The organism is Clostridium lamae, from assembly GCF_033043255.1.
GTDB classification, from domain to species: Bacteria; Bacillota; Clostridia; order Clostridiales; family Clostridiaceae; genus Clostridium; species Clostridium lamae.
In genome coordinates, this window is the sequence record NZ_JASCQJ010000035.1 from 26,164 (window position 1) to 38,582 (window position 12,419).

The following is a 12,419-nucleotide window of genomic DNA, read 5'->3' on the forward strand; positions in this document are numbered from 1 at the left end:
TAAATTTATAATAATAGTGACAAAAAATAAACAAATCAGTCTATAATATATATAGAAGAATAATTTGAAAGGAGGGGGAGAATATGATTAAAGTAGATACCAAGAAGCATTGTAGTTTAAATAAGTATATAAGAGAATTATATTATATGAAACAAAATATAAATAACTCAAGAAAATATACAGAAGAAGAAAAAAGATTACTCACAAGCAATATTGAAAAGGATATCTATGATGCTTGGGAAAGAATAAAGTATGACCTAAATAAGAAAAAAGGATAATTACTATTATTTTTATACTTATTTCAAAAATAATTACAGAGGAGTATATCTTAATGATAAATGAATTCAAAATTAATGCTAAGTATGATAGCTTAGTAGAAATAGTAATTAATAATAGTAAAGAAGTAAAAGAACATATGAAATCATGATAAGAAGTTAGAATTAATAATTATTCTAGCTTCTTATTTATTTTAAAAATGATACAATAAAAATATATTATAAATTTTAACAAGGAGGATAATATGTTTTTTATAGGTATCTTTGGCGTAGAAAATAAAGAAAAAGAAATTAAAATAATAAATAATCTTACATGTAAGAGTTGTAATAGATTAACCATGGGAAGAGTTATAAAGCATTATGAATTTTTCCATTTCTTTTTTATACCTATTTTTAAATGGAATGAAAAATATTATGTAGAATGTGGAAGCTGTAAGAAGATATTTTCTATTTCTAAAGAAAAGGGAAAGATGATAGAAAGAGGAGAAAATATAGAACTAACATATTGGGATTTAAATGAGATTAATAATTCTTATGGATATAATTATAATATAAATAATATTTGTAAGAATTGTGGAAAAGTAGTTGATTCAGAATATAAGTATTGCCCATACTGTGGATATAAGATATAAGATATAAGTTGGAATAAATATTTAGAACATCTTCATAATACCTTCAAAAGAATTTGATAAAGTTTGTATAAATCAATATAACTTAATATTAAGAGAAGGAGTTTAACATGAATAATATTTTAATAATTGAGGATGAAGAAAGTGTAGCTAATGTACTAAAGGCATATTTAGAAAAAGATAATTATAATGTAAGCGTATGTAACTCTGGAATACAAGCTTTAGAAATTTTTAAAGATATAGACTTTCAACTTGTTATACTAGATTTAATGCTACCAGATATAGGTGGAGAAGAGGTTTGTAAAATTATAAGAAAAATTTCTAATGTTCATATATTTATGTTAACATCAAAAGCTAGTCTGAATGATAGGATTATGGGCTTAGATATAGGGGCTGATGAATATTTAGTTAAGCCATTTAGTCCAAGGGAACTTACAGCAAGGGTGAATGCTCTTTTTAGAAGAATAAATACAAGTAAAAAAATAAATGATATTTTTAATGATGGAATTTTAAGGATAGATTATGAAAAGAGAATAGTTGAGGTACATGGAAAAGAAATACCATTTACACCAAGTGAGTTCGATATTTTATATACCTTATTACTTAATAAGGGTAAGGTATTATCAAGAGAGCAATTAATTGAAAAGATCTTTGGAATTGATTTTGATGGATATGATAGAACTATAGATGTACATATAAAGAATATAAGAAAGAAAATAGAAGATGATACTAAAAATCCAAAGTATATAATAACAGTTACAAAAGTAGGATATAAATTTGGCGGTGATATTTAAATGCAAAGTATAAGAAAAAGACTAAGTATATCATTTTTAATATCATCGATATCAGCAATTATATTAATTATATTATTTGTTAATTCAACTATTAATAATAAATTTAATAAGTATATGATAGATATTCAGGATAAGAGAAATGAGAGAATAGTTTCATATTTTGAAGAGGTTTATAAAAGGGATAAAAAATGGACCAATAACTCAGCTATTGAGGTAATGCATGAAGCTTATATGAGCAATTACTGTTTAACTTTAAGAGATTCTAATGGAAATGTAGTTTGGGGGATGGATCCATCAGATATAAGAAATGCTAGTCATTTTAAGAATATGACTACGGAAGATAACGGAGTATATGTTACTAAAAATTTTGATATTGTTGTAAATGGAGAAATTGTAGGTAGTATAGAAGTTGGGCAGTATTCTTCTGTATTATTAACAGAAGAGGATATGGAATTTAAATCATCTATAAATAAAAGTATTGTATTAAGTGGAATAGTAACATTATTGATTATAATTATAATAAGCTTGTATATTTCAAAGCAATTATCAATTCCAATAAAAAAGGTAGCAAGTATATCAAAAAGACTTTCAAGAGGAGACTTTGAAGCAAAATCTAATACAGAAAGTGATATTGAAGAAATTGAGGAATTAAGAGAGAGTATAAATATATTGGGTGAGAAGCTAAAGAATCAAGATATGTTAAGGAAGAGGCTTATATCAGATATATCTCATGAGATAAGAACACCACTTAATGTTCTTCAAAATAATCTAGAAGCAATGATAGATGGGATTTTCCCAGTATCTAATCAAAGGTTAGCTTCTTTAAACGATGAGGTAGTGCGATTTGGTAAGCTACTAAATAACCTAGATGTATTAAAAGAATTTGAAGATGAAAGTATTAATCTAGAACTTGAAGAAATTTTATTAGATGAATTTGTTATTGAATTAGTCGAAGATTTTTATTTGGAATCTAAGAGTAAAAATATAGATTTTGACTATAATATAGAAAAAAATGAATCTTACATTATTCTTGGTGATAGACATAAGTTAAGACAAGTATTTATAAATTTAATAACTAATGCAATCAAATTTACAGATAGAGATGGAAGTGTAAGAATTAATTTATATAAAGATAATAATAAGGTAATAGTGGAAGTTATAGACACAGGAATAGGAATAAAAGAAGAAGATTTACCATTTATATTTGAAAGGTTATATAGAGGGGATAAAAGTCGCCAAAAAATAGAAGGAAATGGAATAGGATTAACTATAGTAAAGAAAATATTAAGTTTACATTATGCTAATATAGAAGTAGAGTCTAAAGAAGGCAGTGGAACAATATTTAAGATTATATTTGATACAATATAGAAAAGGAGCTGCCTAGGCAGCTCCTTAAAATTATCTAGTTGAAACTAATATATTTATTTACAATACTATCAAGATTTATATTATCCATGTCAGCAACAGCTTCGATTATATTAAGAATTTCCCCGTTCTTAGTTATTGCATATCCTCCAGGAGAATCAAAGTTTAATGGTATTTCGAATATTGACTTTTGTCCAACAAAGGAAGTTACTGTACTTCCATCTTTGATACTAGATATTGTAAATTCACCTTCATAATTAGTATAATTAGTTAAATCTATTGTAAGATTAAAGTCTAAATCAGTTTTAGCAACTAATATTAATGGTTGGATTTGGTTACCAACACCGCTTATAATGGCTGTTTGGAATTCCTCAGTTACTTTGGAAGTTGTAATTAAAGCTTCTGGATAAACTGGTGAATCATTTAGTGGAACAGCACAACAGCTAGGTCCATTACTTGCACTAGGAAGCGAAGGATCATTCTTAGATGTATCTACTGAAGCGAGGTCATCAACTACTTTAATAACTCCTCGAATCATTCCCATCCAACAACTGAAATTTATATCTTTATCATCAGGCGTAAATTCTATTACATTTTCTCCGCTCTTAAGTTTTTCTTGAATATTTAATGAGTTAGCTACTATAGAGTTATTGCAATAGTTAAGGCTTTCACCATTAATTACCCACTTAACAGGAACCCCCTTTTGGACATAAAATACATTAGGACTATAACCATTATTATTAGCAGTCATATTTATAACTTGAACTCCATCCTCTATTACTGCTATGGATGAATCATTACTAGAATTTGATGTATAGGAATCTTTCATAATAAAGGTTAATGGGTTTAAATTTATTCCAGAAAGAGCTAAGCCTCTATTACCCATTATAACTCCTAGTACTATAATAAGAACGCCACTAAGCTTAAGAAGTTTTTTAGTATATCCTTTACTTAATAAACCAGAGATTGCCCCGAAAGTAAGCATTAGAGGAACTGTACCTAAGGCAAATATGAACATTGATAAAGCACCTTTTAAAGCACTTCCAGTACCGAGGGCAAAAAGCTGCATAGTCTGTAGTGGACCACAAGGCATGAACCCATTTAAAAGTCCTACAATAAAAGGAGAATTAAATTTTCTTTTATACTTAGATAAGAAGTTAGGTATCTTTATGCTAAACCTTCTAAAAAATTTGAAGCCAGATATGTTTAAACCCATTATAATCATAAATATTCCTGCAAATATTTGAATAAATGCTTTTGCAGAAATTGATAGTGAAAATACTGAACCTATACCACCTATAATTCCTCCTAAAATAGTATAAGAAATAACTCTTCCAAGGTTATACAATAGAGAAGGAGCTATTGCTTTAAATTTAGATTTTTTTTCACTAGCAAATGATAGGCTTTGAGAAAGCATTATACCTCCACACATTCCTACACAATGAATAGAAGTAAATATTCCAACTATAAATAAAAAGGCATATGAAGCATTGCTAAGTTTCGATTCCATATCAAAACCGCTAGTTCTAGAGCCTAAAAATAATATAATAAATATTATTACAAGTATTCCTATAAGTTCAAAGTTGCTTGAAGATTCAGTAGGGTACCCAGCCTTATTTATAGATTTTTTTATTTCATCTAGTGTACATAGATTATTATCATATTCAATTTCTAAGGTTTCTTTAGTATAGCTTGCCTTTGCATTCATTACTCCATTAATTTTTTTTACAGAGTTTTCAATTCTTTTTTCACATGACGTGCAAGTCATTTCATAAACTTTGATTTTCTCTTTTTTAATACTCATGATATCCTCCTAATTACTAATTAAAAAAAGTATATAAAATAGTTGTGTTATTTTTATGAAGATAATTATTATCAGTAAATAAATGGATGAATAGAAATTATAAATAAAGCTTATTATATAATTTGGAGATATATAATATTTAATGATAATTACTATTAAATGAAAATTATTATAAATTGTGTGGAAATTCAGAAAAGTGTATGATATAATTAAAAAAAACACATAAGGAGGAGAAATTTATGTATAAAAAAATAGAATTGTCATATGATTTTAATGCATTAGAACCATATATCGATGAAGAAACTATGAGAACACATTATGGTAAGCACCATACAGCATATGAAACAAATTTAAATAAGGCTTTAGAAGGTCATGAGAAATTTACAGAAGGAAAAACATTAGAACAATTATTAAAAAATGTTGCTGATTTACCAGAAGCAGTAAAAACAGCAGTTGTTAATAATGGTGGTGGAGTATCAAACCACAATCTTTATTTCTCAATACTTTCTCCAAATCCAAAGAAGGCTCCAGAAGGTAAATTATTAGAAGAAATTAATAAAACTTTTGGTAGTGTGGATAATTTAAAAGAAGAATTAAATAATGCATCAGTAACTTTATTTGGAGCAGGTTTTGCATTCTTAGTTAAAGATAAAGATGGAAAATTATCAATAGTTAAGAACGCAAATCAAAATTCACCATATATGGATGGTTTAGTACCAGTTCTAGGTATTGATGTATGGGAACATGCGTATTACTTAAAATATAAGAATTTAAGAGCTGATTATGTAAAGAATATATGGAATGTATTAGACTGGGGAAAAGTTGAAGAACTTTACGAAGAGTCTTACAATATATAAAATTAAAATAAACATAGTATAAAGTAAAAAGTGCATCTAATGGTGCACTTTTATTTTTTAGTTTAAAAGTGTATTTATTAATTTTACTATGATCTGATAATAGAATGGTAATAAGTAAAATTACTTAGATGAATAAAAATTACATATTAAGGATAAGTTAAAATGAACTACTAATAAATCTATATATTGTAGTAAAACGTAAAATAAAGGAGAGAAATTATGTATAACAAAATAACATTACCTTATGATTTTAATGCACTAGAACCTTATATAGATGAAGAAACGGTTAAAACACATTATAGCAAGCATCTTCAAACTTATGAAACAAATTTAAATAAGGCTCTAGAAGGATATGAAGAGTACACAAAAGGAAAAACATTAGATCAATTAATAAAAAATATTGCTGATTTACCTGAAGAAATAAGAGCAGCAGTAGTTAATAATGGTGGAGGAGTATCAAATCACAACTTATATTTCTCGATACTTTCTCCTAATCCAAAGAAGGAGCCAGAAGGTAAATTACTAGAAGAAATTAATAAAACCTTTGGAAGTTTAGAAAAGTTGAAAGAAGAATTATCTAATGCAGCTATATCTCAATTTGGATCTGGATATGGATTCTTGGTTAAAGATAAGGATCAAAAACTATCAATAGTTAAAAGAGTAAATCAAAATTCACCAGTTATGGATGATTTAATTCCAATTCTAACTATTGATGTATGGGAACATGCATATTACTTAAAATATAAGAATTTAAGAGCAGATTATGTTAAGAACATATGGAATGTTATAGATTGGGAAAAAGTTCAAGGTCTTTATGAGGATTGTCATAACATATAAAAAGTAAATTAATAATATTAGTATATAAAGAAAGTACATCTATACGGTGTACTTTTTGTATTTAGCGAATGCTATATTATATATAGTCATTATAGTTAATTAATATCAGTACAAAATATACTATTCTATAATATATTTGGGACTCATTTTATTATTAGATATTGGAATTTCTCTTTTACAGTTTTCACATTCAAATGTATTTTGAAGTAGTGTTTTTTTGAAAATTGTATATTCTCTACAATAAGAACATCTACAGACAGTTTTGTAGTTAGGTTTATAAGCGAAATGATTATTACATCTTTCACAAGTAACTATACCTGTTTCATTAACCCCTAAAGTTGTATTGCAGTGAGGACAATTGACATTATATTTATATCCACTTAATTTTGTATCAATAAATCCACCTAATGCTTTTGCACCTTCTGTTAGAGCATATTTCAAACATTCATCTAAAAAGCCCATTGTAATCCTCCTATTTATTTACGTTGGTAATTAATTGTGATTATAGAATGCATTATATAATGAGGTTTCATAATTTTCAATCAAATAATTAAAGATTGGAAAACATAAGCTATTAAATAATGAATAATTATGATAATATCTTTATAATATATAATTAATAGAAGTATGAGGATATATTAAATGACAAATTTTAAAGCTTACTTAAATGAGAATAAAAGAAATATAGTTAGAAATAGAGCAATTTATTTATTTTTGACTTTAATTATAATGTTATTAGGATTAGCATCAAGAAAATATATTGCTTATTTACCTAGCTTTATAGGTAAGTATGCAGGAGATATCTTATGGGCAACTATGGTTTATTTAGGATTAGCTTTTTTATTTAATGGATTTACTATAAAAAAGATTACAGTATTGTCATTAATATTTTCTTATGGAATAGAAATCTCACAACTTTATCAAGGAAATTGGATTAATGAAATAAGAAGTACTTTAATAGGAGCATTAATATTAGGACATGGATTTTTATTTTCTGATTTAATTTGTTATACCATAGGTATATTTATAGGAATATTGATAGATAAATGTACATTTAATATAAGGTTTAATTAATATAAGGAGGAGAAATATGATAAATTTTGCACATAGGGGAGCAAGCTCTGATTATCCTGAAAATACAATACTTGCTTTAAAAGAAGGAATAAAATCAGGGGCAAGTGGGATAGAAATTGATGTTCATAAAAGCAAAGATAATAAACTTGTTGTTATCCATGATGAAGATATAGAACGTACTTTTATGGGAAGAGGATTAATTAAGGATTTTACTTTAGAAGAACTTAAAAGCTTTAAAAATAGAAAAAAGCCTTTTAGGGATAATGAAGAATGTAAAATACCTACATTAGAAGAAGTCTTAGAATTAGTAAAAGATACAAATATTATTTTAAATATAGAATTAAAAACAGATATATTTCACTATGAAGGAATAGAAGAAGATGTAGTTAATTTAATAAAAAGTTATGGAATAGAAGATAAAATTATAATATCTAGTTTTAATCATGAATCAATAAAATTAGTAAAATCAATTAGTAATATAAAAACTGGTGTGTTATATTATAAGCCTATTAAAAATGTAGTTGAATATGCTAAATCTCTTGGTGCTTACTCAATTCATCCAGACTTGAAACTTGTGTCTGAAGAGTTAATTAAAGAAGCTCACGAGAATGATTTAATGGTTAATATATATACTGTCAATGATCCTATGCATATGAGATTATTAATTAAAAATGGAGTAGATGGTGCATTTACAGATTACCCAGGACTATTAAATGAAATCTTAAAAGAAGATAAATAAAACATAATGGAGCTGAGTTAACAGCTCCATTTAAAAACATATCTATTTTAGAAACTCCGCAAGGAGTTTCCTCCTTAATTCTACATTTTACATTCTACATTATACATTAAAACTATATCCATATGTATTTTTATGTTTATAAGTATAGAATATAGAAAATGCTAAAGTTAAAAGTTCTGCTAAAGGAACTGCAATCCATATACCATCTACTCCCAATATACTTGGTAGGAATAATATTCCTATAGATAAAAATACAAAAGTTCTAAGTACAGATAGTAGTGCAGAAACTTTACCGTTAGATAAAGCTGTAAACATTCCAGAAGCAAATATATTTAATCCGCATAATAGAAAGCTTAATTGGAAAGTATTAAACCCATCTAAAGTAATGTTAAAGACTTCAGTACCATTTCCTGCAAAAATAGAAATTACTCTTGGACCAAGTACCTTTGAAAGAACAAAGGTTACTACAGAAAATAATCCAATAATAATATAACTATAGCTAATAATTTTTGTTAATTCATGTTTATCTTTTTTTCCTAAATTATAGCTGATACGAGGTGATGCACCAGAAGTAAATCCTAGATATGCTGCAGCTAATAAAAATTGAACATATAAAATTATAGTTATTGCAGCAACACCTTCTTCACCTAAATGCTTAAGCATAATTATATTATATAAAAATGTAGTAACTGCAGTAGAGGCTTGAGTAACCATTTCTGAAGATCCATTACTACAACTATTAATAATAGTTTTAATATTAAATTTAGGTTTTACGAAATGTAGGTTATTTTTCTTATTAAAGAAATATACTACACCAATAATTGATGGTAGTAAGTATCCAATAGAGGTAGCTAATGCAGCACCAACTAAGCCCATATTTAGAGGAACTATAAATATATAATCTAAAACTATATTTGTTACTCCACCTATAATAGAACTTATTAATCCAAGCTTAGGCTCTCCAGCTGTTATTAAAAAGTAGTCAAAAAGCATTTTTAAAATAAGAGCAGGAGTAAATATTAACATTGTTACTATATAAATATATGCATTTCTATATAAACTTTCAGTACCACCAAGTAAGTATATAATCTTATCTATAAATATAAAACAAAGTATTGCGATGACTATACCTGATACTATGGATGTTAAAACTATTAAAGTGAAGTTTTCTCTTGCTTCTTGATTTTTTCCCTCTCCCATTAATTTTGCAACTATTGCACTTCCGCCAGTAGCTAGCATAATGCTAATACCTATTAATAAAGATAAGATAGGAAATACTATATTTATTGCAGATAAAGCATTAGATCCAACATACCTAGATACAAAAATTCCATCTATAATTGTATAAAGAGAAAAGAAAATCATCATTATGACTGAAGGTAATGTTAATTTAATTAAGTTAAAAAAAGTAATTTTCTTTCCAAGTGAATTAGTCATTTGAGCCTCCTATATTAGTTAAAATTTCACTTTTTCTATATTAAAGTATCAAGTACAGGGGAGTCAATAGGAGGATTATAAAGAAGATCTAGAAAAAATTTAGTTATGATTTAGTAGAAGGGTATATTATATAGTTTATTTTCAAATTATAAAAATAGATTATTTAAATAAAGGAGAGTTAAGTATGAAGGTATATAATTATTCCCAAAGCGATGATTTAAAAGCTTGTGTACTATGTTATCCAGTTAATTTTAAGATAATAAATAAAAGCAGTGAGTATTATAACAAGATAGATTATGATTTAATGTATAGACAATATAATAATTTTATAAATACTTTAAGTAAAAATAGTATAAAACTATATTTTATAGATATAAATAAAAATGCTACTCAACAAGTTTTTGCTCAAGATATAGGATTTGTAATAGATGATGTACTTTTCATAAGTAAAATGAAGCAAAAAGAGAGACAAATTGAAACTGAAAGTTTTATGAGTTTTATAAAAGATAATAATATAAAGTATTATGAAATGACTAATAATATAGAAGGCGGAGATGTTCTAAAGTATCAAAATGTTGTTTTTGTAGGAATAAGCAGTAGAACAACTATTGAAGCAGCAAATGAGCTTCAAGAATCTTTAATAAGTATGGGAAATAATTCTAAAGTTATTCCAATAAATTTTGATGCTAGTAAAATACACTTGGATTGTGTTTTTAATACCTTAGATAAGGATAGTGGAGTTATATCACCTTATGTTTACGATAGAAAGATAATAGAAGAGCATATTAAGAATTTATACGAAATATCTAAAAAAGATGCAGATAATTTTGGAACTAATTATGTATACTTAGGGAATAGAAAGTTAATAAGTAGTAATAAAGTTGTTAGTGAATTACTTGAAGAAAAAGGATATGAAGTTGAATATGTAGATTATAGCGAAATAATTAAGAGTAAAGGAAGTTTGGGTTGCTCAAGCATGTTTATTGAAAGGATATAAATCACACAGATATACCAACAAATAGTGTTAATATACGATACCAACTTCTATATATTTACAAAAACTGAAAAATAATATAAAATAGAAAATATTGTATATTTATGTTAGGGGTAATTATATGAATATTTTGGTATTAGAAGATGAAGTTAATCAAAGAGAAATGTTAAAAATATGCATTGAGAAAAAATTTTTAGATGTGAGGGTATATGAAGCTAGGACTGAAGAGGAAGCAAAAAAAATTATAGAGAATGGGGATATAATAGATTTATTTTTTCTTGATATTAAATTAAGGGAAGGATCAGGGTTAGATTTTGCAAAATATATAAGAAAAATAGAAAAGTATGAGATAAGTCCAATAGTTTTTATTAGTGGGCAAGTATCATATATAGTTGAAGCCTTAAAGGAAGTTAATTGCTTTGATTATTTATTAAAGCCATATACTATTGAAAGGGTATATGAAATAGTAGAAAAGTTTTTAAGGCATTTAAAAAAGAGGGAAAATAATAATTATATTTTTTTCAAAGATGTAAATGGAGATCAAATAAAAATATATCATAAAGATATTTTATTTTTAGAATACTACTTGAAAAAGTGTATAATACATACCAAAATTGGTTCTATTAATATAAGAACAAGCGGTATAGAAAATATTATAAAAGAAATAAACTATAAAAATATTATAAGAACACATAAATCCTATGCTATTAATTTGGATAATATGAAAGACGTAAAAAAAGTTAATTCAAAGCTATGGGAAATAGGTTTTTATAATTATGATAAAAAGGCTGATTTAAGCTATAGTTTCAGAAATAATTTATCAATATTAAAATAAGATTTTAATTAAGAGATAGAATTCGTGAAGAATTCTATCTTTTTTTATGGATTAAAGATAAGGAGTACTCCACAAGCATCCCCGGGCATAAAGTAGATAATAAGATATCTAGCTTTAAATGAGTTTATAAATTCATTTAAAGCTTAATTTTTTGCATTTAAAGCTTATATTTACCAATAAAGATTATTCTATTATATAATTAGCAAGTGGGATTTAAGAACCCCACAATCGCCCTCGGACACAAGCAGATACTTAAAGCTTAGGGGGAGGGAAGATGAAAAGTATTTTGTAATAAGGAAAAGATAGAATATTAATAGCATATATAGGATTCTTTAATTTAATTTTTATAGGAAGCGCAATACTAGGGTTAGGTACAATAGCAGGAGCTGCAGTAGGAGGAGTTATTGGTGGAATACTTGGGTGTTGGTTCTCAGATGCGACTACAGGACATTTAAACATGGACGCTTATTATTTTATAGGAAATGGATGGATACCAGGAAGAAGAAGCTTTTTAATATAATTTAAGAAAGTAGGTAATAAAATGAAGAGGGCTAAAAGAGCTATTATTGTTGGTATATTAACTTTTATATTATTAATTGTTATAGCTATAATATTAGATAAGTTAAATTATCAAATAAATAATTTGCTAAAGGTAATATTATGTGGGATAATAGCTGCTTTAGCAGCTTATGTAGCAAATAACAAGTGGGATTCAGAGCATCCCACAAACACCCCCGGGCACGAGCAGATATAGATAAAGATACAAAGTAGAAAATGAG

General features: G+C 26.3%; 14 protein-coding genes. 11 read left to right on the forward strand and 3 right to left on the reverse strand.

Going from position 1 to position 12,419, the window contains the following annotated elements; all coding sequences use genetic code 11:
• The first annotated feature begins 83 nt into the window (after positions 1-83).
• From QK892_RS14245 to QK892_RS14260, 4 genes are all read left to right on the forward strand, one after another.
• Positions 84-278: a hypothetical protein gene (locus tag QK892_RS14245; protein WP_317274212.1), complete on the forward strand. Its 195-nt coding sequence runs from the start codon at positions 84-86 to the stop codon at positions 276-278.
• A 242-nt stretch (positions 279-520) separates the two neighbouring features.
• Positions 521-907: a zinc-ribbon domain-containing protein gene (locus tag QK892_RS14250; protein ID WP_317274213.1), complete on the forward strand. Its 387-nt coding sequence runs from the start codon at positions 521-523 to the stop codon at positions 905-907.
• Positions 908-1,014: 107 nt separating this feature from the next.
• Positions 1,015-1,698, forward strand: a complete 684-nt coding sequence (locus QK892_RS14255; protein WP_317274214.1) for a response regulator transcription factor — start codon at positions 1,015-1,017, stop codon at positions 1,696-1,698.
• The gene (locus QK892_RS14260; RefSeq protein WP_317274215.1) at positions 1,699-3,066 is read left to right on the forward strand and encodes a sensor histidine kinase; all 1,368 of its coding nucleotides are present in this window, start codon (positions 1,699-1,701) and stop codon (positions 3,064-3,066) included. It abuts the gene before it with no gap.
• A gap of 34 nt (positions 3,067-3,100) precedes the next feature.
• On the opposite strand, the gene QK892_RS14265 is transcribed toward QK892_RS14260, so the two are convergent.
• A complete protein-coding gene (locus tag QK892_RS14265) occupies positions 3,101-4,867 on the reverse strand; it encodes an urease accessory protein UreH domain-containing protein (protein WP_317274216.1) in 1,767 nt (588 codons plus the stop codon).
• A 239-nt stretch (positions 4,868-5,106) separates the two neighbouring features.
• On the opposite strand from QK892_RS14265, the gene QK892_RS14270 reads away from it, so the two are divergent.
• On the forward strand, positions 5,107-5,724 hold the full coding sequence (locus tag QK892_RS14270; RefSeq protein WP_317274217.1) for a superoxide dismutase: 618 nt from the start codon (positions 5,107-5,109) through the stop codon (positions 5,722-5,724).
• 219 nt (positions 5,725-5,943) lie between these two features.
• Positions 5,944-6,561 carry a superoxide dismutase gene (locus tag QK892_RS14275; protein WP_317274218.1) on the forward strand — a complete coding sequence of 206 codons (618 nt, stop codon included), beginning with the start codon at positions 5,944-5,946 and terminating at the stop codon, positions 6,559-6,561.
• A 120-nt stretch (positions 6,562-6,681) separates the two neighbouring features.
• Here QK892_RS14275 and QK892_RS14280 read toward each other — a convergent pair whose 3' ends face one another.
• Positions 6,682-7,023: a hypothetical protein gene (locus QK892_RS14280; protein ID WP_317274219.1), complete on the reverse strand. Its 342-nt coding sequence runs from the start codon at positions 7,021-7,023 to the stop codon at positions 6,682-6,684.
• Positions 7,024-7,203: 180 nt separating this feature from the next.
• On the opposite strand from QK892_RS14280, the gene QK892_RS14285 reads away from it, so the two are divergent.
• Positions 7,204-7,635, forward strand: a complete 432-nt coding sequence (locus QK892_RS14285; protein WP_394855038.1) for a ribosomal maturation YjgA family protein — start codon at positions 7,204-7,206, stop codon at positions 7,633-7,635.
• 16 nt (positions 7,636-7,651) lie between these two features.
• A complete protein-coding gene (locus QK892_RS14290; RefSeq protein ID WP_317274220.1) occupies positions 7,652-8,374 on the forward strand; it encodes a glycerophosphodiester phosphodiesterase in 723 nt (240 codons plus the stop codon).
• Positions 8,375-8,473: 99 nt separating this feature from the next.
• Here the strand turns inward: QK892_RS14290 and QK892_RS14295 are convergent, their stop codons facing one another.
• Positions 8,474-9,811 carry an MATE family efflux transporter gene (locus QK892_RS14295; protein WP_317274221.1) on the reverse strand — a complete coding sequence of 446 codons (1,338 nt, stop codon included), beginning with the start codon at positions 9,809-9,811 and terminating at the stop codon, positions 8,474-8,476.
• Between the two features lie 184 nt (positions 9,812-9,995).
• On the opposite strand from QK892_RS14295, the gene QK892_RS14300 reads away from it, so the two are divergent.
• The 3 genes from QK892_RS14300 to QK892_RS14310 all read left to right on the forward strand — a co-directional run bounded on the left by QK892_RS14300 (position 9,996) and on the right by QK892_RS14310 (position 12,394).
• Positions 9,996-10,808: a dimethylarginine dimethylaminohydrolase family protein gene (locus tag QK892_RS14300; protein ID WP_317274222.1), complete on the forward strand. Its 813-nt coding sequence runs from the start codon at positions 9,996-9,998 to the stop codon at positions 10,806-10,808.
• Between the two features lie 118 nt (positions 10,809-10,926).
• Positions 10,927-11,640 carry a LytR/AlgR family response regulator transcription factor gene (locus tag QK892_RS14305; protein WP_317274223.1) on the forward strand — a complete coding sequence of 238 codons (714 nt, stop codon included), beginning with the start codon at positions 10,927-10,929 and terminating at the stop codon, positions 11,638-11,640.
• A gap of 541 nt (positions 11,641-12,181) precedes the next feature.
• Positions 12,182-12,394 carry a hypothetical protein gene (locus QK892_RS14310; protein ID WP_317274224.1) on the forward strand — a complete coding sequence of 71 codons (213 nt, stop codon included), beginning with the start codon at positions 12,182-12,184 and terminating at the stop codon, positions 12,392-12,394.
• Positions 12,395-12,419 lie beyond the last annotated feature (25 nt).